The organism is Paenibacillus sp. B1-35, assembly GCF_050474385.1.
Taxonomy (GTDB): domain Bacteria; phylum Bacillota; class Bacilli; order Paenibacillales; family Paenibacillaceae; genus Paenibacillus_B; species Paenibacillus_B alvei.
In genome coordinates this window covers 115,946-140,809 of the sequence record NZ_JBCHVJ010000004.1, presented here as the reverse complement: position 1 = coordinate 140,809, position 24,864 = coordinate 115,946, and the positions used below count along the sequence as shown (strand labels likewise).

Below are 24,864 nucleotides of genomic sequence, written 5' to 3'. Positions count from 1 at the left end.
TCGGATCGCTTATAAAGAAAGTATAAAATCCGAAAGAATGCGCACAGAGACAACTATAATGTAGACAAGGAGCGAGGGACACATGAAAGCGAACATATTACTTGTCGAAGATGATAGAGAAATCGCGAGAATTGTTGGAGATCATTTGCGCCGGGAAGGGTTCAAAGTTACTTGGTCTTCCACAGGACTGGAGGGCTGGGAGGACTTTCGCAGCGGTGCGTATGACATGGCTATCGTTGACTTGATGTTGCCGGAGATGGATGGGTTCACATTATGTAAAAATATCCGGCTGTCGAGCGACGCTCCGCTTCTTATATTAAGTGCCCGGCTTGAGGATGAGGTAAAGGTGCAGGGCTTGAAGCTCGGAGCAGATGATTACGTAACAAAACCGTTCAGCCTGTCCGAACTTACGGCTAGAATTGATTCGCACCTGCGAAGATTCAAACGGTACGCGGATGGGTCTGAGGTCTCAACGAACAGATTGTCCTTCGAAGGCGGACTCGCCATTGATGAAGAGCAGCAACTCGCTAGCGTGGGAGGTCAGCCCATCGCCTTAACAGTCAAGGAATGGGCGCTTCTAGTACTTCTTGCTCATCATCCACAGCGCGCCTTTACGAAGAAGGAATTGTATGAACATGTATGGAAGCAGGCAGATGCGGAAGGCAACAATACCGTGTCCGTTCATATTAAGAGCCTGCGCACGAAGCTCGGGGATGACGTGCGCAATCCCACATATATACAGACGGTATGGGGAACGGGCTATCGATTCATTGGTGAGCGGTGCACATGAAAATTACTCATTGGCTGATGATCACCTGTCTTGTCGTTATGATTTTGCCCCTTGTGGCATTCGCTGCTTTATTTGGGCTGCTGCAGTCCTATGATGAGACGAAGGGACTAGCCGAATATATGGATGTGATGAAGCGCCTAAGTGAAGTAGAGCAGGTGATAGAATCACCTTCGCTGTATCACATCCAGCCGCAGGATAAGTTCCTAACGGTCAGTAGAGTCGCAAGTCACTCGCTTAAGATCACGCTGTATCGAGCAGATGGTGTTCAAGTATTTACTTCAATGGAGAATAGGCTGCTCCCTTCTATATACCGTGTTAATCCGGAGCAGTTGTACGAGAACCTGTACAAGCTGGAGCAAAGCCATGATACGTATATGGTGAAAAAGCCGGTGTTCGAGAAAGGATCCCTCATTGGGTTCTATGAAATCACGATGGTGCGCGAACAGTGGCTTAATGCCTTCCAGTACCGTACGTATACCGTCATCGGCTGTGCCGTGCTGTTCTTTATTGCCCTGTATGGCGGTGCGCTCGTGGTGATTCAGCGAAAGCTGAATCAGCCGATGAAGCAACTGATGCGGCAAATGACAGCCTTTGCCCGCAATGAACCGGTTCCCGATATGGGCCGCACTACAAAGGACGAAATGGGGGCCTTGATCGCACATTTTCACGGCATGAAGGAGCAGATTGAGCAGGCCAGAGGGCAAATTGCTGCGGAACAGCGGGAGCGGGACTATATGATCGCATCGTTGTCCCATGACTTGAAGACGCCGCTTACCTCGATTCGAGCGTATGCAGAATCGTTGCAGCAGGACAAGCAGGTAACGGAGGAAGAGAAGCGGGAATACTTCGACATTATGTTCGACAAAATCGGCTACATGCAACAGATGCTGGACGATTTGGCAACCTACACAGCGCTTCGTACTTCAGAGAGAGGAAATGAGCAGGAGCGTGTTTTCGTCGATGGAGAAGAACTGTTCGATATGCTGTTTTCGGGTTATGATGCGATATGCGCGCAGCGCAGCATTCATCTTGAAGTGAGCAATGAGGTGTCGGGTGTCTACCCGTTCCATGCGAAGCAGATGGTGCGGCTGACAGATAACCTGATGGGCAATGCCATACGTTATACACCGTGCGAACAGAGGATTTGGCTGGGGGCCTTTTCAGAGAATCAGGCATTGCCGGAATGGTTGTTCCCGGAATTTGCAGACAGTGTACAAGCTTGGCGAGGAAATTCATTAGTGCTGCTCGTTCAGAATGAAGGGGAGCCGATCGCGCCGCAGGATTTGGAGAAGCTGTTCCAGCCATTTTACCAGGCTGACAGGGCAAGGACAAAATCTCATACTGGGGGATCATCGGGGCTCGGACTTAGTATCGCAAGCATGATTGCAGAGCGGCATGGCGGGTGCATTGGCGTTTGGTCGGCCGCACCGCATGGCACGTTGTTAGCATGTCGATTTTCGTCCGAACGGGAATCAGAAATAGAGGAAGGATGAAGCAGATGTTCCGAATAACAGGAAGCTTATTGCTGGCAAGCAGCTTGATCTTTACCGGATGTGCCGATAGTGCGAAATGGAGCGGAGAGCAGCTCGTTAGCCAGGCGCTGGAAGCAGGAAAAAGAGAACTATCGTACTATGCGGAAGGGGTCATGGTCACGTACGAGAACGGGAAGGAAACAGAGCGTTATGCGATTAAGGAGTGGTCGGATGCAGAGACGAAGAAAAAACGAGAAGAAGTAATCAAGGATAACGAACGGGCTGTATCTGTGAGTGACGGCAAGCTGATTACGGTATGGGATGAGCATAATCAGCAGGCGTTCAAAATGGAAGTAGGCGACGGGATGCGGCCGATGTCACAGCGGGAGCAGTTGAAAAGTATGCTGGAGCATTTAAACAAATCATATCATATTGAATCGATGGGGAAAGAGAAAGTCGGCGAGCATCAAACGGTTCATATTAAGGCTGCATCCAAGAAGAAGGATGCCCTGCTGAAGCAAATGGAGTTATGGGTCGATCAGTCTTCTTGGATGGTGATAAAGAGCAAAATCGATAGCGGTGCGGTCAAATCCATGTTCGAATATACGAAGCTGGATATGGCGCCGAAGTTTACGGCAGGTACGTTCCAGTTGAGCATACCGAAAGACATTCCGGTACGTGATATTAATGAGCTGAATCCGGTGAAGCTGGTATCCTTGGAAGAAGCGAAGCAAGCGGCAGGAGCCCCATTTCTACAAATAAAAGATAAGGAATTTTCATTAAAGAAGACGGAGTTGACGCAGTTGGAGGGAGAAATGAAGCGCACGGAAATCTCCTTGGAGTATGACAAAAACAATGTGTCTTATATAAATGAAAGTCTGTTCAAAACGCCTGCCGACTCCAAAAGGGATCGAGGGACGGCAGTTGAGGTACGCGGTACGACGGGATGGTATTGGGATGAAATACACTCGCTAACTTGGGATGAAGGCGGCTTCCGATATACATTAATTCCTACAAATCCGGATGTGGGACAAGAAGAGTTGATCAAGATTGCAGAGGGTATGAGCAAATAAGTTTCCTGCTGGTGAAGGGGATGGATATGGATATGGATATGGACATCAAGCTACGGCACAGGCTGCATCCTGATTATAAGAAAGCATCTCGAATTGCAGGTGTAATTGCCCACGTCATACTGGCTGCGATTATTGCTGCATATGCCATAATTGCTTCTATACAGGGCTGGATATTGTATCCTGCATGGATTGCAGCAGGCTTATGGGGATTATCATTCGTTTGGTTCGTATGGATTGAGCCGTCATTAACCTATCGTTATTTTGCATTTGAAGTGTTTGAGGAAGAATTGCATATTCAGTCAGGGGTCATTTATTTGAAACATACGATTGTACCTATGAATCGGGTACAGCATGTGGAGACAGAACGCGGCCCACTACTCCGCAAGTTTGGACTGTCGCAGGTATCTGTTGTGACGGCAGCCACTACGCATCATATTCTTGCAGTGCAGGAGGAGGAGGCCCAGTGGTTGAAAGCAAGAATCGCACAGTTGGCGAAGGTGGATGACCATGAAGAATAAGGAGATGCGCCTTCATCCGCTGCACATGGGATTTTCGATTCTACAGGTAGCCAAGGCCATATGGCCTTTCCTCATTCTCTACGCATGGAAGGCTAAGGATCATTTGTGGATACAGATGCTTTTTGCTGCCATTGTTGTCTATGCGCTCATAGATGCGGTGCTGGATTGGAGAAGGTTTACCTTCCGCTTTGAGGAAGATAAGCTCGTCATCAATAAAGGAATTTTTGTTCGGGAAGAAAAAACGATTTTTTATCGGCGCATTCACTCGGTACGCTTGGAGCAGTCCTTCCTGCAGCGCTTAAGCCGTACGGCTCAACTAAAGATCGAAACGCCTGGCGGAGAGGCGGATGGAGACGGCGTGCTGCCTACATTGTCGCTTGCACATGCTGAGGAGCTGCGTACAGTCTTGATGCTGCGCAAGCAAGGAACCGAGCATATCGGCCTGGAACGCGGCGATGTACCTACAACTATGACGATAGCGGAAGCCGTTGATTCGCGGTCTAGTAACAATGTCCGTGCGACAGCGGGCGTGGATCAGATGGATCAGGACAGGCAGACGAAGGGCACGGGCTTCTCGGCACGGGACATAAGGCTGGGGATAGGAACGTTATTCCTCTCTTCGGCGACAACGATCCATCTGGGCATGCTGCTTGCCTTCTATGTGGCGATTACGAATTTCGCAGATGATTTGTTGAAGTTGATTTTGCCCGAAGGACTTCTCAAAAAAATTATGGATCAGGTCATGTCCTTGCTTCCAAGTCACCTGACTTACATTGTGCTCGGAGTTGGGGGCTTTATCCTTGCCTGGTTCATCTCAACACTGCTTTTCGTTGCGAAATACTACCGCTTTACGGCAGTTGTACAGGGAGAGGAAATCGTCATTTCCTATGGGCTGTTCGAAAAAAAGGTGAACGCCTTTAAACCAGGACGTGTACAAGAGATTATCGTGAAAGAGGGCATGCTTCGGCAACTGCTCGGTTATGCGCAGGTGGAGGTAGGAGTTCTGTCGGCGGACAAGAAGGAATCGCTGTTGCTTCATCCGCTTGTGCGAGTTCGGGATATCCCGGACTTAGTAGCTCATTTTGTACCCCAAGTCAATATGGATCAGAATACAGTGCAGCATCGGCCTCCTGGACGGTCTTGGTGGTACTATGTTCGCATGGAACTGCTGCTCTTCTTCATTGCTCATGGCCTGCTCTATTGGTGGCAGGGGACGATGGCCCATTGGCTGTGGCTCCTGATGCCGATATTGCTTGGAATGGGGACACTGCGACTAAAGGACGCGGGAATGGGGATTCAGGACAAGCAGCTCATGATTCGTACTCGCGCGATCGCGAGAAAGTCGCATTACATGCTGAGACCGCATATCGTATCTATCTCGGCGAAGGACAATTATTTTCAGCGGCAGCGGTGCATCCGCTCTCTGCGGGTTACGATTATGAGCGGGCATTCCTATACCGCGAATTGTTTTTCAGAACAGGACGTTGCGCGCGTATGGCTGTGGTACAGCCGGAAAAAGGGTGAATAAAACAGGAGGATCTGTCCTCCTGTTTTTTTGTGTGCACCAAATGGCTGTGGTACAGATGGACGGATCTTTACGAAAAGGGGTGACCAAAGTCCGAGAGAAATACATATTATTGGTAAAATGGTTACAAAAACGAAACTTTTTTGCTTTTGCAGCGTCTAATGATGACAAATGAAGTCGATTTACAAATTCTCCAAACGATCCATTTATCATATCGAGAAAGGAGGGGATAAATCGCTTTACAATAGGCTTTTTCACTACTTCAACGCTGCAATTAATCATGGAAAATCAGGGTCCTAGTTTTCAAAACGCGACTAAATAACCATGTTATTCCAGAAAAAAACTTGGTTAGATAGTAGATAAGGTTGCGGACAACACTCGCAGAGAGGGTGAACAGGCGAATATTCATGAACCGTAGACAAAAACGAAATCTAATAATAGGCATACTGATGCCGATTGTGATCATACTTGCAGGCGGATTGTATTGGATGCCGGAATTGCTGTCTTCCAAGCCTGTTGCCTATGCTGGTGAGGATGGCATCAAGCTGAAATTCAAGACGGAAGGCGACCGCATTCTGGAATACAAAGAAGGCGGCTTTGAGCCGATCTTTGCCAAGGGAGTCAACTTAGGCGCAACATTGCCAGGTTACTTCCCCGGGGAATTCCCGATTCAAGAGGAGGATTATCTGCGCTGGTTCCAACAAATACATGATATGGGCGCGAATGTGATTCGGGTATACACGGTGCATAATCCGGTATTCTACGAAGCGCTTGTAAAGTTTAACCGCGATAAGGCGGAGCGCCCGCTCTATTTTATTCAAGGCATATGGTCACCTGAAGAAGAGCTTATCGAATCTCAGGATGCTTATTTGCCGAACATCAAGGATAAGTTCAAGCGTGAAATTGAAAAGGTCGTTCGCGCCGTATACGGAGATGTCACGCTCCCCGACAATGCCGGGACAGCGAAGGGCAAGTACCGAACAAATGCAGGAGACTACTTGATGGCTTGGCATATCGGCACAGAGTGGGATCCTGTGATGGTTGATCAGACGAATAAGAAGCATAACAAAGTGGAGGCCTATACCGGCGCTCATTTTAGCTCCACAAGGCAAGCGAGTCCATTCGAGAGTTGGCTCGCCGAAATGCTTGATTACACTGCCGCGGTGGAGAACGAATATGGTTGGCATCATCCGATGACATTCACGAATTGGGTGACGACGGATGTGCTAAAGCATCCGGGAGAGCCCTTGTTTCAGGAAGATATGGTAAGTGTCGATGCAAGACATATTCAGCCGAAGGCTTGGAATGCGGGATATTTTGCTGCCTATCACGTCTATCCGTATTACCCGGACTTCTTCCACTTGGATGCTTCATTGCAGACGATACGCGATAAGCAGGGACAGTTCAATACGTATAAGGCTTATTTGCGCAAGCTGAAGGCGGAGTTCAAGGACTTGCCAGTCATGATAACGGAATATGGCGTACCGTCTTCGATTGGAATCTCCCATTTAGGCATGGGTGGGCGCAATCAAGGCGGCCATGATGAGCGGGAACAAGGGCGTATCGATGCTTCGCTCACGCAGGATATTTATGATGAGCATTATGCGGGAGCCATATTGTTCATGTGGCAGGACGAGTGGTTTAAGAAGACATGGAATACGATGAAAATCGAAGTTCCAGCTGATCGCAGGCCATACTGGCTCAACGTATTGACGAATGAGAAAATGTTCGGGCTACTAGGAATGTATCCGAGCAAGGAAGACGCCATTGTTATTGATGGCGACGCGAAGGATTGGGATGCAATTCCTGACGAAGAGAAGATGCTGCTGAAGCCAGATTTGCCGGGTGTCCAGGAGATGTGGGCGACCCATGACGAAGGCTATGTATATACGATGCTTAAGTTGGATAAGCCGTTCGATCCAGAGAAGCAGACCTTGTACATCGGAGCGCATACGCAGACTGGCGGCAATCGCTCGATGAAGGAGCTTCCTGGCTTGAAGCTGGATGAAGGGCTGGAAACGCTGACCGTTATCGGTAAAAATAGCGAGGTGCGCATCGCTTCAAATTATGACTTTAACAACCGTTTATATGGCCCTTCCGGCTATTGGATGGTTGAACCGAAGCCGGAGGAAATGAAGGATAACTCAGGACTGTTCAATCCATGGAAGCTGGCCGTCAGTTTGAAAATGGAGCCGCCGGATACGAGATCTGCCCATCCATTCCAGGATATCGTCGTAGGCAAGCTGATAAGAGGGACGAACGATCCGAACAGTAAGTCATACAATTCGTTAGCAACTTGGAATGCGAAGGATAACATCGTCGAAATTCGAATCCCGTGGATGCTGCTTGGCTTCGCCGACCCAAGTACGAAACAAGTGATTTCTTACGGGAAAGTAGAGCGTAAGCGCGATCTGTCAACGATACAGACAGAAGGCATTCGATTTTTGCCTTGGGTAGTCGACAAAGAAACGAAATCCATGGCTGGGGCACAGACACGTGCACTGAAGAACTATTCCTTACACAATATCCAAGTTTACACATGGAAACAGTGGGATAAAGTTGGTTACACTGAACGCTTGAAGCAAAGTTATTACGACATGAAGGAAATATTTCATCGTCTTCCATGACATAAGCGGCCATATGTAGGCTGCACACGATTTCCTAATGATGTTCTGAGTTCCATGCAGCTTGCAAGGCCAACAGGGAGCTTTAGGACTGTCATTTTCGTGAAACAAAGGAGGCACACGTTACATGTATACCAAGTTGGACTTTGCTGTATCTTTCATCTACGTTTGCCTTGGCCTTATTAGTGTCGGCGTATTCATACTGCTCATCATGAAAGCTAGGAATATACGTCTAATGCAGCAACAGGACGCGATTATGAAGAAATTCAAACCCTATTTCATTTATTTGCAGCGCCATATTGGGGACGAAGGCTCCTTCCAGCCGCCGAAGGGGGCGGTAACTCAATTGGAGGCTAGGGTCATCCAGGACAAACTGATGGAATGGATAGAGAGATTCCGTGGAAAGCAGCGGGAAAAGCTGACGAGGCTGTGTGAGGATATGGGGCTCGTTCAAGCAGATTTGAAGAAACTGAACAGTATGTTCTACGCGAAGCAAATGCAAGCAGCCTTCCGCTTGGGAGGCATGAGATCGCCCCAAGCGGTACCACAGCTGCTGGAACTGCTAAGACAAGAGAAGGCGGCTGAACTGGTGCGTGTCATTGCCCGGGCGATAGCCAAATGTGCGGACGATGCAACTTCCTTGGAAGTGATGCTGCGTGAGCTTGCGGGTCGCGAGCAGCATAATGAGCTGTTTGCCGCTGAAATATTAGAGGAATCATCTATAGATGTTACTCCGCTTCTTGTCAAATGCTTAGGTGATAACAATAATTGTTTGGTCAAAACGGTTCTGCTTGCATTGCGCGGGCATGCGGGACCGGAGCTTTCACCGGCGCTGCTCAAGCTTGCGGACAACAAAGATAAGGATATTCGTTCCTTGGCAATTAAACTGCTCGTTCGCACTGGCAGCGTACTGACGAAAGATAGATTATGCAGTTGGTTCAAGGATCCGGAATGGGAGGTTCGGGCGGCGGTTGCGGAGTCGCTCGGTACATACCACCATGTTGTTAGTATTGTCATTCTGAAGGAAGCGTTGACCGACACCAACTGGTGGGTTCGTTACTACAGTTCGAAGAGCTTAGCTACGATGGGGGATGAGGGCTTCCGGGCATTGTGTGAGGCGGCGCTCGAAAAAGACGACCCTTACAAATCGGATATGGCCAAAGACCGCATCCACGAGGAGCTGCTGCGCGAGCACTATTTTGCCAAGCGACGCAAGCAGAAGGCGAGCCAAGCGACAAAGCGGATGCTGTATGAACAGTATTTCGGCAAGGCAGCGGCCGCACCGATATTCCGAAGTGTAGGAGGCGATTATTCTGCTTAGAGATTTGCTTCTGATATATGGTCTGTTCGCCATGTATTATGTCATCGTCGTTAATAGTATTTATTTCGGCATTATGCTGTTCTCTTTTAAAAATATATTCTCGATCGTTCGCAGGAAGCGCTACGCACTAAGCGGAACGATAGCGGGATCGGAGCATGTTCCTCCTGTTTCGCTGCTCGTGCCTGCCTATAATGAAGAGCTGACTATTATTGAAAATGTGAAGTCATTAATGACACTTAATTATCCGACATACGAGGTCATTGTCATTAATGACGGCTCCAATGATGAGACCTTGAACGTGCTGATTGAAGAGTTTGGCTTATATCGGATGGATAACCTGTCTATTCGGTACGCCGTGAACTGCACGAAGATTAACGCGGTTTATCATAATCCGGAATATCCGTTCCTGTACGTCATTGATAAGGCGAATGGGGGCAAAGCGGATTCCTTGAATGCAGGGATTAACTTCTCGCATTATCCGCTTATTTCTTCAATTGATGCGGATTCGCTGTTGGAGAAAGATTCTTTGATTCAAATGACGACCATGTATATGTCCGATCCGGAACAATATGTAGCGATTGGGGGCAATGTGCGCATTGCCAACGGATGCACGATCGAAAATGGAACGGTGAAGGAAGTTCGTTTGCCGAAGAAATGGTGGCCAATGTTTCAAACGCTGGAGTATTTGAAGGCGTTCCTTGGGGGGCGGATCGGCTGGAGTGCGCTCAATGGACTCATTATTGTATCGGGGGCATTCGGGCTGTTCCGCAAGGATTACGTAATCAAGGTTGGCGGGTACCGAGATGGGTATCCCGGCGAGGACATGAACATCATTATCAAGCTTCACCGCTATATGCTGGAAAATAAATTGCCTTATAAAATTGCCTTCTGTCCGGAGGCAGTCTGCTGGACCCAAGCGCCCGATACGTATCATATCCTATCAAACCAGCGGAAGCGTTGGGGTCGAGGCAATTTGAAGAACATGATCGAAAACTATGATATGACGTTTAGGCCGAAATATAAGGTATTTGGACTTCTGTCGATGCCATACACGATTATTTTTGAAGCGCTCAATCCTTATTTTAAAGTGACGGGATTGATGTCCCTGATCGGTTATGCGCTGTATGACATGACCCATTGGGAAATTGTCTTGATATTTATGCTAATAAACTTCTTATCAGGTTTACTGTTAGCTGTAGGCTCACTTCTGTTGGAGGAGATTGCGTTCAAGCGATATCCGCGCATCAGTGATCTCGTGCGTATGCTTGTGTTCAGCGTGCTGATGTTCTTCGGATACCGGCAGCTCGGCAGCCTGTGGCGCATTCAAGGACATATTCAATTTTTCCAGAAGAACAATTCTTGGGGCGCCATGACGCGCCAAAGCTGGAAGGAAGAAGGAGAACAAAAGAAAACCGCCTAACAGGCGATGGGAAAGGTGGAAACGGCACATGCTGCAATTGGTGGAACGAAATGCGGAATTTGGATTTGTACCGACATTTAAGCAAACCGTAAATCATCTGGTGATGAGCTATCCCGGACATGACGTAGGCATTATTTTCATCCATGCGAATCCGCTCGGCAAGACGTGGGAGAAGGAGCTCCGCTCTGCGCTGGAGAGAGAGCAGATCCCATTCGAGCTAATGATTGCCGATGCCCAGCAAGTCATTGCTGTAATGCTGCCGCGCGCGACGCTGGATCAGACCCACTACTATGCGCTTGTACTGAAGAGCATGGTAGAAGAGCAATTGGCAGGAACGCCAATTGTATGTGCGGTTGCAGCAGTGGCGGATTCTCAGGAGGCAGAGGACATTATTCTTGGTCGCTGGAATGAGTGGCCGGCTACAGACTCCTCCCATATTCGGATTCTCCATGATCAACTTGAACTCGAAGCTGCGAAGCGGATTCTGGTCGTGGATCATGATGCTAGTGTAAGAGAGTTTTTGAATATATGGCTGACGATGCAGGGCTACGAGGTGCACGAGGCAGAGGATGCTTTGACGGCGTTGAATCTCATTGATGGAGGGCAATTCGATTTAATCTTAACGGAGTTGAATTTATATGGAATAAACGGTCTGCCGTTCATTTCGCACATTCAGAAGATGAATTTGGAGAAGCAGCCGAAGATCGTGATTTTGTCCGAACAGCGGGTAGGGAAGACGATTGATTATTGCTTCGAGCAGGGCGTCAGCGATTATATTACAAAACCATTTTCGCCGGTAGAACTTGATGAACGGCTTAGCCGCTGTTTGTCATAACTATATACAATTAACTAGTGGATGGAAGGGTGAACAACTGTGAACATGTATGCTGCAAATTTACATCACGCAATTGAACACAAAACTTCTGTAGTCGGAGTCATCGGGTTAGGCTATGTCGGCCTGCCACTTGCCATTGAAATGTGCAAGCAGGGCTTCCAGGTTGTCGGAATTGACGTTGATTCACGCAAGATTGAGAGTATCCATAACGGACATTCCTATATTAAGGATATAAGCGATGACACGTTGACACAGTGCATGAACACAGGTCGATTGTTCGTTACGAGCGACTTCAGTCATATTCAGTTGCTGAATGCAGTCAGTATTTGTGTGCCGACACCGCTTAGTGAGAATCAAGATCCGGACACCTCCTATATTACACGCGTTGTGGAACAAATTAAGAAATATATGCGGAAGGGCCTGCTGATCACACTGGAAAGTACAACGTATCCAGGCACGACAGAGGAGCTGATTCAACATGAAATCGAAGCCTCTTTAGGATACCGGACAGGAGAGGACTTCTTCCTCTGCTTCTCTCCGGAGCGTGTGGATCCGTCCAACCCGAAATTTAATACGTTTAACACGCCGAAGGTAATTGGCGGAACAACGCCAGTATGCCTCAAGCTGGGAACTGCACTGTATGGAAATATTGTGGAAAGTGTTGTACCCGTATCCTCAACGAAGGTGGCGGAAATGTCAAAGCTGTTGGAAAATACATTCCGCAGCGTAAATATTGCCTTCATTAACGAGATGGCGATGATGTGCGATCGGATGTGCATCGACATTTGGGAGGTGATCGACGCTGCAGCAACGAAGCCGTTCGGCTTTATGCCGTTCTATCCAGGACCGGGTATTGGAGGCCACTGCATTCCGCTTGATCCGATGTATTTATCCTGGAAGGCGAAGGGGTATCGTTTCTACAGCAAGTTTATCGATATCGCTCAGGCAACCAATGCCAATATGCCGTACCATGTGATGGAGAAAACATCGCGTATTTTGAATCAAAGCTCGAAGTCGATTAAAAATTCGAAAATTTTAATTTTGGGCATGGCCTATAAGCCGAATATTGACGATTTGCGCGAATCCCCGGGGCTTGAAATCTATGAGCTGTTTAAGGCGAGCGGCGCCAAGGTCGATTATTATGATCCGCATGCGACACACTTCAAGGACAAGGCCGGCAAGACGGTGAATACGATCGATTATGATTTGCCGACGTTCCAAACATATGACTGCATGGTGCTGATTACGAACCATCAATCGTTCGATTACAAACAGCTCGCGGATTTGAATATTCCGATTCTGGATACGCGCAATGCGTTCAAAGGTATTCAACGCCCGAACATTCATAAGCTTGGGCATACAGAGCAGGAGATTGTAAGAGAGCAGGAGATTGTTAGAGAAGTAGAAGAGGCAGCGGCTTTTGTCTAAAACAGACAAAAAATCGTTTCGCGCACAAGCAGAACGTAAGCTGAGTATTCCGCGCCAAGCGTTCCGTTCACGGAGGATGCTGATCGCACTGCTGCTATGCTGTTGTGTGGGAATACTAATCCTTTTAACGTTTCGATCCTCTGAAGCGGGGAAAACGAAGGCAACATGGCTTTGGGACACAGAGTGGATACGTGATTCAGGGGAGGAAATCGTCTCATTCTGCCGCTCGAATCATGTGAATCTGATCTATTTGCAAACTAGTTCCACTGTAGGCTCGGATACGTATCGTTCGTTCATTCGCAAGGCGCATGAAGCCGGAATTGACGTTCATGCATTGAACGGTGCGCCGGAATGGGCGAAGGAACGGCATGAAGAAGAAGGGGAATCTTTCATTCAGTGGGTAAATGATTACAACCGGCAGGTTGCGGCAGAGGAGCGTTTTGCCGGCATTCACCTGGACGTAGAGCCGTATTTGCTGCCAGAGTGGAAGCAAGATGAAGCACGCATCGTCCGAAGCTGGATCGACAACATGGAGACGTGGCTGCAGGAGGGGAGAAGGGCTGGTCTGTACATGGCCGCTGATGTACCTTTCTGGCTGCCTCGTGTGGACATGCCGACTGGGAACGGCAAGGTAAGCAGTTGGATGCTGGACCAGTTCGACTCCTTGACGATTATGGCGTACCGGGACAACTCCGATTCAATCTATGATTCGGCCAAAAAGCTGCTCTCACAGGCGGACGAGCTTGGCAAGCCGATTATTATTGGTCTTGAACTGGGCAAGACCAATGAAGGAGGCTACTTGTCCTTCCACGGCAAGCCGCTGGACTATTTCGAGGAGCAACTGCGCGATGTGAAGGAACTGGGCGCAAGCCACTCCTCCTTCGCAGGAGCAGCGGTTCATCATTTGCGCGTGTGGTATGACCGAGTGAAGTAAAGAGCTGCTCGCGATTCAATAAACGGCAGTAAAACCTTCATATTATCGAAAACGTAACGAGCCTGTGGATCTGCATCCACAGGCTCGTACCGTCTCGTTACTGTGTAAGGTAAAAAGGTTGTAACGTCTACTTCACCATCGTCTCCATCGAACCGTGTATCGCGTGCTCCCCACCCACCAGATACACTGCGTTTTTGTCAGCATCCAATGCAGCTCTCAGCTTCGTTGCAACTACCTTTCCGTCCTTTTTGTCCGTATAGTCATTGTGGAAGCGGTACTCTTTCAGTCTGTTATCCCACTCCACTTCACATCCGCTAATATCGACACCCAGCACCTTTTGGGCCAGTGGAGCAATCACTTCTTTTGCAACTTTTGCCGTAATCTCCTTGTCGGTCGTTACCTTTTCCTTTAGACGCGATTTGTGAATGACTTCTATCGCCTTTCCTGACTTTGTGTCTATTTCAACGTAAATACCGTCACCTTGCAATACCCACTTCGGTATGGCCAGCACTTTTTTATAGTCATAATTACCATGTCTGAGTGTTGCCTCCGTCACTTCTTTCAATTCATGATTGAAGGCTGTTTTCACGATTTCTGCTGCTGCTTTTGTCCATTTTGGATCAAGTTTTTTGGCATCAACTGTAATCGAGTACCCATTGAGTTGATCATTTGCTTTAGATCCAGCACCTGGTTTATAGAGCGAGATATAAAAGTCTTCCTCTGTGAAAACATATCTCGTATCTACAAATTTAGCCTGCTTGTCATCATATCGTCGTTGCATTTCCACTTCATTACTCAACACATAGGTTTTGTTTGGATACAGCTCTTTTAATCTTTGAAGGACTTTATTCCGATCCTCCTTACTGACTTCATCGATCGAGATTTTTGCAAAACCCCACCATATTCCACCTGTTTTCGGATTAAAGTCAATTGAATATTTGTCATCCACAGATCGGATTGTTGCACTCCCACCCGAACCGGAGTAGCTCTCGCCAACATCCTGCATCTTGACCTCTTTGCCTGCCAATTCCTTCATTGCTTTTTTCAGCTTGTCGGCCATCTTCTTGTCGATTTGAACTTTCACCTTCTCCGGTTGCTTCTGTTCCTGTGCAGCCGCGGCTTCGACAGGAATCGATCCTCCCAATGCGGCTAGCATGCCGGATACGACCAATGTTGCGATGATAGCTTTTTTCATAAACATGATCATCCTCCTATGCATCTGTTTGTGTTTTTAATTCCCTGCGGCCGCTCTGCTCCCGGACTTTATATACACGACGTTTTTCTCGGCATCCAATGCCGCTCTCACCGCCGTAACATCATTTTTTTCGATGAAGCGGTAATCTTTAAATAAGCTGTCCCATTTCACTTCATATCCCGTAATGTCGATATTGAATAATTTCTTCGCGAGCGGGGCGACCGCTTCTTTGGCTTCTTTTTCTGTCATCTCTTTGTTCGTCGTGACCTGATTGCCTTGTTTATTGATCAGGCTGATTGCTTTCCCCTTCTCCATGTAAACCGTCACTTTGTCGTCCTCAAGCACCCACGTACGTTGCTCAATCTGCGCCTTCGTCACGTCGAATTGATGATCGAACGCCGTTTTGATCGCTTCCGTTGCCGATTTCAGCAAATTCAGATCAAGTTCTTTTTTGTCAATATCGATTCTCGCAACGGGGATGACATAACCTTCTGAAATATTAGCATTTACTGAAACAGTAAAATCCTTCCCGGAAAACTCATAAAACATATAATCTCCAAATTTGCCCTTGCTATTATCGTAGGATCGTGACTGTGTAACGTCTTTGTTAAATACGTATTTCTTCTTTGCATAGGCGTTCTTTAACTCTTTTAAAGCTTCGTCTTGAAATTTTTTGTCGACTTTGTCGATTGTCGTCTTGTTGGAAACAAACCATATATTTCCTCTTTTGGGATCAAAGCCAACACCGTAATTTCCATCTGCAGATTGAACCGTGACCAAACTCTCATTGTTATTGATATGTTCACCGGTATCCTTAAGCTTAACCTCTTTCCCCGCATATTGATTTACCGCTTTTTGCAGCTTGGGAGCCAACTTCTTATCGATGGGAACCTTCTTATTATCGGATTGCTGCTCTTGCTGATTCTCTTGCGCTGCCTTCGCTCCGGCAGGAATTGGGCCGGCCAATGTGGCCAACATACTAGATACGATCAGGGATGCTAGAATGACTTTCTTTAAATTCATACTAAATCCTCCTATGTTTCATATTCTCATTGTGTACCACTGGTGTATCACCTACTATCGCCTACAATATATAACAATATCAATCCGCTCATTTGTGACATCATCACTATTATTTAGTCTTAGAAGGTGTTGTGCTGCGGACTGTTCCGATATTCTAGTTCTAACTTTTGTCTTGCCTCATCAGCAGTCTAAATATATCCTTTTTGGAGGGGGCTTTCGAAATAATAAACCCCCGGAATTAAGACTGACTTTATCTCCGTCTTCTCTGGGGGATGTAGTGCATATTAGGTTGTGCAATCACTTTTATTTTCAAACTTTACAGGCAAAGGAGCGGATAACATGGGATTTCAAACAGAGTTCAATTCGGTATGCAAATTTAAGACAGAGCAGGAGCTAAATGAGCTACTGGAGTACGGGCGAGGCAAAATGACGAAGCAGGGCTTTCGAGTGTTTCCGACAGGACAGAAGGTCATTGCGTACACGCCGGATAATGTGGCCGTAGCTATCGTGAAGATTGTTGCTTCGATCGCGGAAATCAATTTCCAAGGGGATGAAGTGACCGAGGTTGAAATGGAGTTAGTCCGCAAGCTGAACGAGGAAGAATCACGCGTTCAGACAGCGTTGGCAGATGAAATGTTCTTCGGAAATCCGGACCGCAAATAAATAAGTCAGTAGAAGCCCTGATTACCATGAGGTATTGGGGCTTTTTGCATCTTCGCTGCATGCGGTGATGGACGTTTATATACACATTTATATAGGTAGTTAAAGTTGAAGGAACTGAATAAATTCTATGGAGATGGAGCTTGGGGGATGGTTAATCAGGCATTTTGCGTAAAAAAGAGCACTCCGATCATCTTAAGCAATCGGAATGCCCTGCTTACAGCTTTTATGTTAAGCTTGCAGCGCCTGCTTGAATTGCTCGGTTAGAAGCGGCACGATTTCGAACAGGTCGCCTACGATGCCGTAATCGGCAATCTGGAAGATAGGCGCTTCTGGATCCTTGTTGATCGCGATAATGACGCGTGATTGGCTCATTCCCGCCAAATGCTGAATGGCACCGCTAATGCCGCAGGCGATGTACAGCTCTGGCGTGACGACCTTGCCCGTCTGTCCGATTTGCAAGGCGTAGTCGCAATAACCTGCATCGCATGCTCCGCGGGAAGCTCCAACAGCACCGCCCAGTAGAGAGGCCAGCTCCTCAAGCGGCTTGAAGCCATCGGCGCTGCGAACGCCCCGTCCGCCGGAAATAATGATTTTCGCTTCGCTCAAATCCATTTTCCCGACCGTATTTTGCACGACCTCGCGAACAATGGCCGTAAGCGGCGGTTCCGGGTAAGCAATAGCTGTTACAGGCACGGTGCGGCCAGCTTCTGCTGCTGGAGGCTGAATGTTGTTTGGTCGAATGGTAACTATCCACGGTGCGGCTAGGAACTTCTTCTTTTCCATGGCTTTGCCTGCATAGATCGGACGCGTAAATAATACGTTGCCGCTGCTGTCTGCTTCGATTGCGATTACATCGGAAATCTGCCCGCCATGCAGGGAAGCTGCCAACTGCGGTGCCAGATCCTTGCCCCATGCGGTGTGGCCGAAAAACACGCCGTCCGGGTTCGCTGCCTGCACAACAGCCTGCAGCGCAGCAAAATAAGCTTCCGGATGATAATGAATGAGTGCGGTATGCTCAACAGTATAAATATGATCAACGCCGTAGGCTGCCAAGTCGTTGGAATAGCGGGCTGCATCTGCGCCGATGATCACAGCGGCTACAGAGCCCCCATCGCCTGCAGCTATACGGGCTGCCCCAATCGCTTCGTAGGACACTTGGCGAAGATTGCCGCCCTTCGCTTCGGCTACGACAAGAATCGTTCTGGACATATCAATACGCCTCCTTGGAATATGAACTTACCGGATTCGTTGCATTCGATGCAGAACTATATGACCTTAGCTTCCGTTCGAAGCAGTCGGAACAGCTCCTGGACTTGATCCGCCGGCTCTCCGGAAATCAGCTTGCCTGCTTGACGCTGCGGAGGAAGGAATAGCTCTGTTTGGGCTGTGCGAGCTTCGACTTTTACGCCGAAGTCATCGAGCGTGAGCTCACGGAAAGGCTTCTTCTTCGCCTTCATAATGCCCTGAAGCGAAGGATAGCGCGGATCATTCAGCCCTTGTTGAGCGGTGAACAGCGCCGGGAGCGGCACCTCTACCACCTCTGCATCCCCTTCAGCGTCCCGAGTGCAGACAGCACGGCCATCTGCGATCTCCAGATTCGTAATCGACGATACATGCGGAATGCCGAGCAGCTTCGCAAGTCTGACGGCCACTTGGCCGGAACCGTTGTCCACGGAAAAGTTGCCGCCAAGAACGAGATCGTAGGATTCCGTTCCGACAAATGCGTGCAGAGCTTGCGCTACGGCATGCTCATCGCTGCCGATTCGCTCGTCGTTGATCAGTATGGCTTCGTCAGCGCCCATGGCGAGTGCCGTGCGCAGCGCCTCGGAAGCACGCTCCGGGCCTACAGAGGCGACAATAACCTTGCCTCCAAGGTCATCGCGAATGCGGATCGCTTGCTCGACCGCATATTCATCATAGGGATTGAGGACGAATTTGACTCCGTCTTCTGCGATCTTGCCTTCTTCGATGATGATTTTTTCCTCCGTATCGAATGTCTGCTTGACTAATACGATGATATTCATCGTTCATTGCCCCTTTCGCTTTATTTGGCTTGTAATCTAAAGCGGACTTGTTGAACAAGTGGACTGCCATGCAGGAAATTTGGAAGAACTGCAGCTCTAAGAAGGGGAATTGACAACATCGATGTCCATTTCCTTTATGGCGATCAAACGATAAGGAATCCAAGACGAGGCTTGGCAGAACAAAAGTCTAACCTAAGACAGGCTGCGCAATCGGAAAATCAAGGGGAGAGAGCTAAGGCTCAAGCCCCTTTAGAAAAAATGTTATTGTGCCATCAAGCTGCCCGACCAGGGAATACTTCTGTCCAGAAATGAGCCATGACGTCACAACTTCATCCATGGAACCGAAAATAAGCAGGCGGGTAAGCTTGACGTCAAGATCGTCGCGAAACACTTTTTCTTCAATGCCCTGCTTTATAATACGCTCAATAAGTACAATATAGGGCTTAATAATTTTTCCGATTTCCTTCCGCAGCTCAAGAGAACTTTGTCTCAGCTCGATTTGCGTGACGAACGCTAAATCCGGATTGTTTTCCAGCACGGTAAAATGGATTTGGCATACATTGCGCAGCGCATCCTTGGCTCCGGTCGTGGTTTCGAGGCTTGCGTGAAATTTGGCGATCATCTCTCCAAGCTTCTCGCGAAACAACGAAATCAGAATATCCTCCTTTCGTTTGAAATACAGGTAGATCGTACCATCAGCGACCCCAGCTGTTTTCGCAATTTTAGAAACTTGTGATCGGTGAAACCCGTGTTCTGCAAATACTTTGACCGCTGCCTCGAGGATTTGGGAATATTTTTCTTTTTTCTGACTTGTCATGGAATCACCTCGGTGCTAGAATATGGAATACAAATGAATGAATGCTCATTCAGTTTCTGCTGCTATCATAAAATAGAACTGAGATCATTGTCAATCATTGGATATCGATCTGGGTTTAGGCAGTAGATAAGCACATGATAAGCTCATGATGCTAATGGGATGTAAACGCTTCCTATGGGTAGTTCATTCATTTTCAATACTGAGAAAGGGGATGGTTCCGATGCCGGGAGCGATCGTGCAGCTCGTCCTGTTTTTGGCCGTCACGGGACTCGGCGTGTATTGGTTTGCCAAAGCGGTCTATCACCGATTCATGTATGTCAAGCTTGGGCAGCCGGTGAATTGGAGCGGACGTGTGAAGCACAATTTGCATGCATTTGCCGCTCAAGTGTTCGGGCAAACGAAGCTGCTGAAGGATAAGAAAAGCGGTCTGATGCATATTGTCATCTTCTATGGATTTATCATTTTGCAAGTCGGCGCGCTGGATATTATTTATAAAGGACTGTCGGGCAAGCCGCTGCCTATTCCCGGGTATGAGGCATTCGAGCTTCTGCAAGAAGCAACCGTGACCTTGGTGCTCATCGCCATGGGCTATGCCGCCTATCGCAGATACGGCGAGAAGCTGGGGAGGCTGAAGCGTGGATGGAAGCCGTCTATTGTCGTCTTCTTCATTTACTCTCTAATGCTGTCTGTCTTATTGACGATGGGATTCCATCGATTAGCCGAAGGAGAAGGCGCATCGGGATACGCGCCAATTTCTTCTCTTATTGCAGGGGCATTTACCGGCATCTCTCACGGAGTGGCCGAGGCGCTCTATATGACATTCTGGTGGGCGCACTTGGTGATTCTGCTTGCATTTCTTGTTTACGTACCGCAGAGCAAGCATTTCCATCTGCTGTCGGCGCCGGTCAATCTACTGCTTCGGCGCACAGAGCCGGTCGGACGTTTGAGCAAGCTTGACTTGGAAAATGAGGAAGCGGAATCGTTCGGTGTGGGCAAAGTGGAGGAGTTCACTCAGAAGCAGCTGATGGATCTGTACGCATGCGTAGAGTGCGGCCGCTGCACGAATGTATGTCCGGCTGCCGGCACAGGGAAATGGCTGTCGCCCATGCACATGATCGTCAAGCTGCGCGATCACCTGACAGAGAAAGGGGCGGCCGTTACATCACGATCGCCGTGGGCCCCTGCTTTTGCATTCAAGTCATCGGGCACGCACAGAATGAATCCTGAGGGAGCGGAGCTTGGGAAGTGGCAGGGACAGGGAATGACCGACATTGCTTCGACAATGCAGGCACAGGCTGCCACTTGGCAAATCGCACAGCATCCGCCGGAAGAATTAGAGCTTATTGGCGACGTCATGTCCGAAGCTGAAATATGGGCATGCACGACTTGCCGCAACTGTGAGGATCAATGTCCGGTCGGCAATGAGCATGTCGACAAGATCGTAGATATGCGCCGTTATCTGGTGCTAACGCAAGGCAGCATGCCGCATGACGGACAGCGGGCGCTGCAGAACATTGAGCGTCAAAGCAATCCGTGGGGCATCAGCCGCAGTGATCGGGTGAAATGGGTAAAGGAAGTCGATCCTGAGGGAGTGCTGCATGTACCGACAGTGAAGGAGAATCCAGAGTTCGATATTCTGCTGTTCGTCGGTTCCATGGGCTCTTATGATAATCGCAGCCGGAAGGTGACGAGGGCGCTTGTGCGCCTAATGAATGAAGCTGGCGTGAACTTTGCCATACTCGGCAATGAGGAAAAGAATTCGGGCGATACTCCGCGGCGCATGGGCAATGAGTTTTTGTTCCAGCAGCTATGCGAGGAAAACATCGCCACATTCCAAAAATATAAGGTACGCAGAATTGTTACGGCCTGTCCTCATACGTACAACACGTTAAAAAATGAGTATCCCGAGTTCGGGCTGGAAGCCGAAGTTCTCCACCACAGTGAGTTGCTTGACGAGTTGATACGTTCGGGAAGTCTTGTGCCGCAGCACGAGGTGGACGAACGAATTACGTATCACGACTCCTGCTATCTTGGGCGCTATAACGGCGTTTACGAGCAGCCGCGCAATATACTGCGGGCGATCCGAGGCGTTACCCTGCTTGAGATAGAGCGAAGCCGCGAGAACGGCATGTGCTGTGGAGCCGGCGGCGGCATGATGTGGATGGAAGAGACCGCAGGTAAGCGCGTCAATCTAGCGCGCACCGAACAGGCACTGGCCACGAAGCCGACCGTTATATCATCGGCATGCCCGTATTGTCTCACGATGATGGAGGATGGCACCAAGCTGCTTGAGGCCGATGAATCCGTTCAGACGCGCGACATCGCTGAAATCCTTGAACTAGCCGTATTCGGTTCGGTTAAAACGGATGACAGACAGCCGATATCAGTATAATCAGACAACCTGTAATAAAGACATCAAAGTAGCAGCTTCACATTTTTTGAACAGGGGTCAAAATATCATTAATTTCACCATCAATGAACTACTCCATAAACCTTTCTTCTATGAATCTGCAACCACAACGACAAGCAAAGTTCAGATAAGTGCCTGTCTTAGAGCAGTGACCTGAACTGAAGCATTGCACATCTCAGAAGTACACCATTCAAGCAGTACACACCTCACGAAGTACACACACCTACAAGCCCTGAAGCAGGGAACATCTTACGAAGTGCACCCAACATTCCTGAAGCAGGGAACACCTCAGAGTAGCGTCATCAGCCAACAATTTCATATCGATATCGTTCTTGTTGTTCTCATCATGTGACACAGACCATTTCAAATTGGGAGGGAACTCGCATATGGTTCAACCGATTCAAAGCGCCGCCGTTATCGGCTCTGGCGTAATGGGTGCGGCTATTGCCGCTCACTTGGCGGGCGCAGGCATTCGCTGCCTTTTGCTCGACCTCGTTCCGAAACAGCTTACAGAAGCTGAATCCAAAAAAGGGCTCACAATGGAGCATCCTGCTGTGCGCAATCGCTTAGCTACGGATGCCATCGCACGCCTGAAGAAGACGAAGCCGGCACCGCTTTATAGTGAAGAGTTCGCAGGCAGAATTACACCGGGCAATCTGGAAGATGATCTGTCGAAGCTTGCAGACGTGGACTGGATTATTGAAGTCGTCGTCGAGAGACTGGACGTTAAGCGCGACTTGCTGAAGCGAATCGAGGGAGTATGGAAGCCGGGAACGATCGTAACATCGAATACGTCAGGCATATCCATCAACGAAATGGTTTCTTTGTGTGGAGAGTCATTTAAAAAGCACTTTTTAGGAACTCATTTTTTCAATCCTCCACGCTATATGAAGCTGCTAGAAATCATTCCAGGTGAGACGACTGATCCGGAAATCGTGTCCTACATGCACGAGTTCTGCGAGCGTCGCCTCGGCAAAGGTGTCGTTGTAGCCAAGGACACGCCGAACTTTATCGCCAACCGAATCGGCACATTTGGGCTGCTGATTACATTGCGGAATATGATGGAGCTTGGATACACGGTAGAGGAAGTGGATGCTGTCACTGGACCTGCACTTGGCCGTCCAAAGAGCGCAACCTTCCGCACACTCGATCTGGTCGGGCTCGACACGTTCGTGCATGTTGCGGCGAATGTGCATGATCAAACGGCAGCGACAGTAGAGAAGGATGTATTCAGTGCGCCGGACGTTCTTAACCGGATGGTTGATCTGGGCTGGATTGGCGAAAAGCAGGGCCAAGGCTTCTATAAGAAAGTGAAAACCGATTCTGGGAAGGTCATACAGGCACTGCGCTTCGATACGATGGAATATGAACCGGTACGTAAAATCTCATCCGCCTCCCTGGAAGCATCGAAGTCTGCCAAGGGTGCAGCGAATAAAATCAAGGCGCTGCTCGGAACAAAGGATCGTTATTCCGAGCTGGCATGGAACACGCTAAAGCCGGTGCTGCTCTATTCGGCGCACAAACTGGGCGAAATCGCCGATTCGATTGTCGATATCGACAATGCGATGAAGTGGGGCTTCAATTGGGAGCTCGGGCCTTTCGAAGTGTGGGACGCGATCGGCCTGGTGCCGGCAGCCAAACGCATGGAGGCTGAGGGCGACGTGCTGCCGGATTGGGTAAGTGCCTGGATTGCTGAGGGACATACTCACTTCTATGAGAAGCGGGAGGCACAACAATTTTACGTTCATGGCGGGGCGTGGACTGAGCTGGAGCCGGCAGCGGAGCATATTTCCCTCAAGCAGCTTAAGCAGCAGAACAAGGTCGTGCTGTCTAATCCGGGTGCTAGCTTGATCGACATCGGAGACGGCGTAGCTTGTCTGGAGTTCCATTCGCCGAACAATGCTATCGGCGCGGACATTTTGACGATGATTCTGAAAAGCGTGGAGGAAGTTCGCCGCAATTATCGCGGACTCGTTGTTGCAAATGAAGGGCGCCACTTCTGCGTGGGCGCAAATGTCATGCTACTTCTAATGGAGGCTCAGGAAGAGGAATGGGATGAAATTGATCTCATCATCAGCCAGTTCCAGAATGCGATGCTGACGCTGAAGAGACTGGAGAAGCCTGTCGTAGCTGCGCCGCATCAAATGACGCTTGGAGGCGGGGTAGAAGCGTGCCTGCCGGCAGATAAAATCATTTTCTCCGCAGAAACATACTTCGGATTGGTTGAAACGGGCGTTGGCTTGATTCCAGGGGGCGGCGGCTGCAAAGAGATGGCCTTGCGCTCAAGCCAGATCGTCGGCAAGACGAATCCAGACCTGCAATCATACGTGAACAGCTATTTCGAAACCATTGCCATGGCGAAGGTGTCGACGAGCGGACATGACACGAAGCGGCTCGGCTATATGGGACCTAACGATTCCGTCGTTATCAACCCGGATCGCCGTATCCATGAGGCGAAGATGGCTGTACTGGAAATGGATCGGGCCGGATATGCGCCGAGAGAAGAGGAGCGCATCCGTGTCGTTGGTGAACCAGGCAAATCCGTGCTGCAGCTGGCGGCCTATACGATGCAGCTCGGCGGCTATATCTCGGATCATGACCGGCTGATTGCCAATAAGCTGGCGCATGTGCTTGCGGGCGGCAACGTACCGGCGAACAGCTTGGTGAGCGAGCAATACATGCTCGATCTGGAACGTGAAGCTTTCTTAAGCCTGTGCGGCGAACCGAAGACGCAGGCGCGCATGCAGCACATGCTCTCCAAGGGCAAGCCGCTGCGCAATTAATATCCTTCC

19 protein-coding genes are annotated in these 24,864 nt (G+C 49.0%); 14 read left to right on the top strand and 5 right to left on the bottom strand.

Annotated elements, in window-relative coordinates:
• The first annotated feature begins 82 nt into the window (after positions 1 to 82).
• The 11 genes from ACQ5BJ_RS14910 to ACQ5BJ_RS14860 all read left to right on the top strand — a co-directional run bounded on the left by ACQ5BJ_RS14910 (position 83) and on the right by ACQ5BJ_RS14860 (position 13,940).
• Positions 83 to 790, top strand: coding sequence for a response regulator transcription factor (locus ACQ5BJ_RS14910; protein ID WP_005543296.1), 708 nt, complete (start codon positions 83 to 85; stop codon positions 788 to 790).
• Positions 787 to 2,283 carry a HAMP domain-containing sensor histidine kinase gene (locus tag ACQ5BJ_RS14905; protein WP_430111211.1) on the top strand — a complete coding sequence of 499 codons (1,497 nt, stop codon included), beginning with the start codon at positions 787 to 789 and terminating at the stop codon, positions 2,281 to 2,283. Before ACQ5BJ_RS14910 ends, ACQ5BJ_RS14905 begins: the two co-directional genes overlap by 4 nt.
• A 5-nt stretch (positions 2,284 to 2,288) precedes the next feature.
• On the top strand, positions 2,289 to 3,335 hold the full coding sequence (locus ACQ5BJ_RS14900) for a LolA family protein (protein WP_262866377.1): 1,047 nt from the start codon (positions 2,289 to 2,291) through the stop codon (positions 3,333 to 3,335).
• A 32-nt stretch (positions 3,336 to 3,367) separates the two neighbouring features.
• Positions 3,368 to 3,853, top strand: coding sequence for a PH domain-containing protein (locus ACQ5BJ_RS14895; protein ID WP_040735244.1), 486 nt, complete (start codon positions 3,368 to 3,370; stop codon positions 3,851 to 3,853).
• A complete protein-coding gene (locus tag ACQ5BJ_RS14890) occupies positions 3,843 to 5,381 on the top strand; it encodes a PH domain-containing protein (RefSeq protein WP_430111208.1) in 1,539 nt (512 codons plus the stop codon). The genes ACQ5BJ_RS14895 and ACQ5BJ_RS14890 overlap by 11 nt, the downstream gene beginning before the upstream one ends.
• Positions 5,382 to 5,785: 404 nt before the next feature.
• On the top strand, positions 5,786 to 8,005 hold the full coding sequence (locus tag ACQ5BJ_RS14885; RefSeq protein WP_430111205.1) for a hypothetical protein: 2,220 nt from the start codon (positions 5,786 to 5,788) through the stop codon (positions 8,003 to 8,005).
• 124 nt (positions 8,006 to 8,129) lie between these two features.
• A complete protein-coding gene (locus tag ACQ5BJ_RS14880) occupies positions 8,130 to 9,323 on the top strand; it encodes a HEAT repeat domain-containing protein (protein ID WP_005543288.1) in 1,194 nt (397 codons plus the stop codon).
• A gap of 31 nt (positions 9,324 to 9,354) precedes the next feature.
• The gene (locus ACQ5BJ_RS14875) at positions 9,355 to 10,743 is read left to right on the top strand and encodes a glycosyltransferase family 2 protein (RefSeq protein ID WP_005543287.1); all 1,389 of its coding nucleotides are present in this window, start codon (positions 9,355 to 9,357) and stop codon (positions 10,741 to 10,743) included.
• Positions 10,744 to 10,771: 28 nt separating this feature from the next.
• Positions 10,772 to 11,578 (top strand): response regulator, encoded by an 807-nt coding sequence (locus ACQ5BJ_RS14870; protein ID WP_268598947.1) that lies wholly within the window; start codon positions 10,772 to 10,774, stop codon positions 11,576 to 11,578.
• Between the two features lie 39 nt (positions 11,579 to 11,617).
• Positions 11,618 to 13,006 carry a nucleotide sugar dehydrogenase gene (locus ACQ5BJ_RS14865; protein WP_430111201.1) on the top strand — a complete coding sequence of 463 codons (1,389 nt, stop codon included), beginning with the start codon at positions 11,618 to 11,620 and terminating at the stop codon, positions 13,004 to 13,006.
• A complete protein-coding gene (locus ACQ5BJ_RS14860) occupies positions 12,999 to 13,940 on the top strand; it encodes a hypothetical protein (protein WP_005543284.1) in 942 nt (313 codons plus the stop codon). The genes ACQ5BJ_RS14865 and ACQ5BJ_RS14860 overlap by 8 nt, the downstream gene beginning before the upstream one ends.
• A 127-nt stretch (positions 13,941 to 14,067) precedes the next feature.
• Here the strand turns inward: ACQ5BJ_RS14860 and ACQ5BJ_RS14855 are convergent, their stop codons facing one another.
• Together ACQ5BJ_RS14855 and ACQ5BJ_RS14850 are read right to left on the bottom strand one after the other, a co-directional pair.
• Entirely contained in the window at positions 14,068 to 15,141 is a 1,074-nt protein-coding gene (locus ACQ5BJ_RS14855) for a hypothetical protein (RefSeq protein ID WP_289356977.1), read from the bottom strand.
• Between the two features lie 30 nt (positions 15,142 to 15,171).
• Positions 15,172 to 16,158, bottom strand: coding sequence for a hypothetical protein (locus ACQ5BJ_RS14850; RefSeq protein ID WP_005543281.1), 987 nt, complete (start codon positions 16,156 to 16,158; stop codon positions 15,172 to 15,174).
• Positions 16,159 to 16,497: 339 nt separating this feature from the next.
• Between ACQ5BJ_RS14850 and ACQ5BJ_RS14845 the strand changes: the two genes are divergently transcribed.
• A complete protein-coding gene (locus ACQ5BJ_RS14845; protein WP_005543280.1) occupies positions 16,498 to 16,821 on the top strand; it encodes a hypothetical protein in 324 nt (107 codons plus the stop codon).
• A 228-nt stretch (positions 16,822 to 17,049) separates the two neighbouring features.
• Here the strand turns inward: ACQ5BJ_RS14845 and ACQ5BJ_RS14840 are convergent, their stop codons facing one another.
• From ACQ5BJ_RS14840 to ACQ5BJ_RS14830, 3 genes are all read right to left on the bottom strand, one after another.
• A complete protein-coding gene (locus tag ACQ5BJ_RS14840) occupies positions 17,050 to 18,030 on the bottom strand; it encodes an electron transfer flavoprotein subunit alpha/FixB family protein (RefSeq protein ID WP_005543279.1) in 981 nt (326 codons plus the stop codon).
• A 56-nt stretch (positions 18,031 to 18,086) separates the two neighbouring features.
• Positions 18,087 to 18,845, bottom strand: a complete 759-nt coding sequence (locus tag ACQ5BJ_RS14835; RefSeq protein ID WP_005543278.1) for an electron transfer flavoprotein subunit beta/FixA family protein — start codon at positions 18,843 to 18,845, stop codon at positions 18,087 to 18,089.
• Between the two features lie 232 nt (positions 18,846 to 19,077).
• Positions 19,078 to 19,662: a TetR/AcrR family transcriptional regulator gene (locus ACQ5BJ_RS14830; protein ID WP_163974339.1), complete on the bottom strand. Its 585-nt coding sequence runs from the start codon at positions 19,660 to 19,662 to the stop codon at positions 19,078 to 19,080.
• A gap of 220 nt (positions 19,663 to 19,882) precedes the next feature.
• Between ACQ5BJ_RS14830 and ACQ5BJ_RS14825 the strand changes: the two genes are divergently transcribed.
• On the top strand, positions 19,883 to 22,054 hold the full coding sequence (locus ACQ5BJ_RS14825; protein WP_289356981.1) for a (Fe-S)-binding protein: 2,172 nt from the start codon (positions 19,883 to 19,885) through the stop codon (positions 22,052 to 22,054).
• Positions 22,055 to 22,458: 404 nt separating this feature from the next.
• Positions 22,459 to 24,855 carry a 3-hydroxyacyl-CoA dehydrogenase/enoyl-CoA hydratase family protein gene (locus ACQ5BJ_RS14820; RefSeq protein ID WP_268598941.1) on the top strand — a complete coding sequence of 799 codons (2,397 nt, stop codon included), beginning with the start codon at positions 22,459 to 22,461 and terminating at the stop codon, positions 24,853 to 24,855.
• Positions 24,856 to 24,864: the final 9 nt, after the last annotated feature.

Coding starts and splice junctions, on each gene's coding strand:
- ACQ5BJ_RS14910 (WP_005543296.1), top strand. CDS start 83: ATGAAAGCGAACATATTACTTGTCGAAGATGATAGAGAAATCGCGAGA.
- ACQ5BJ_RS14870 (WP_268598947.1), top strand. CDS start 10,772: ATGCTGCAATTGGTGGAACGAAATGCGGAATTTGGATTTGTACCGACA.
- ACQ5BJ_RS14820 (WP_268598941.1), top strand. CDS start 22,459: ATGGTTCAACCGATTCAAAGCGCCGCCGTTATCGGCTCTGGCGTAATG.
- ACQ5BJ_RS14875 (WP_005543287.1), top strand. CDS start 9,355: ATGTATTATGTCATCGTCGTTAATAGTATTTATTTCGGCATTATGCTG.
- ACQ5BJ_RS14825 (WP_289356981.1), top strand. CDS start 19,883: ATGCCGGGAGCGATCGTGCAGCTCGTCCTGTTTTTGGCCGTCACGGGA.
- ACQ5BJ_RS14885 (WP_430111205.1), top strand. CDS start 5,786: ATGAACCGTAGACAAAAACGAAATCTAATAATAGGCATACTGATGCCG.
- ACQ5BJ_RS14890 (WP_430111208.1), top strand. CDS start 3,843: ATGAAGAATAAGGAGATGCGCCTTCATCCGCTGCACATGGGATTTTCG.
- ACQ5BJ_RS14900 (WP_262866377.1), top strand. CDS start 2,289: ATGTTCCGAATAACAGGAAGCTTATTGCTGGCAAGCAGCTTGATCTTT.
- ACQ5BJ_RS14880 (WP_005543288.1), top strand. CDS start 8,130: ATGTATACCAAGTTGGACTTTGCTGTATCTTTCATCTACGTTTGCCTT.
- ACQ5BJ_RS14850 (WP_005543281.1), bottom strand. CDS start 16,158: ATGAATTTAAAGAAAGTCATTCTAGCATCCCTGATCGTATCTAGTATG.
- ACQ5BJ_RS14835 (WP_005543278.1), bottom strand. CDS start 18,845: ATGAATATCATCGTATTAGTCAAGCAGACATTCGATACGGAGGAAAAA.
- ACQ5BJ_RS14845 (WP_005543280.1), top strand. CDS start 16,498: ATGGGATTTCAAACAGAGTTCAATTCGGTATGCAAATTTAAGACAGAG.
- ACQ5BJ_RS14840 (WP_005543279.1), bottom strand. CDS start 18,030: ATGTCCAGAACGATTCTTGTCGTAGCCGAAGCGAAGGGCGGCAATCTT.
- ACQ5BJ_RS14895 (WP_040735244.1), top strand. CDS start 3,368: ATGGATATGGACATCAAGCTACGGCACAGGCTGCATCCTGATTATAAG.
- ACQ5BJ_RS14905 (WP_430111211.1), top strand. CDS start 787: ATGAAAATTACTCATTGGCTGATGATCACCTGTCTTGTCGTTATGATT.
- ACQ5BJ_RS14855 (WP_289356977.1), bottom strand. CDS start 15,141: ATGTTTATGAAAAAAGCTATCATCGCAACATTGGTCGTATCCGGCATG.
- ACQ5BJ_RS14830 (WP_163974339.1), bottom strand. CDS start 19,662: ATGACAAGTCAGAAAAAAGAAAAATATTCCCAAATCCTCGAGGCAGCG.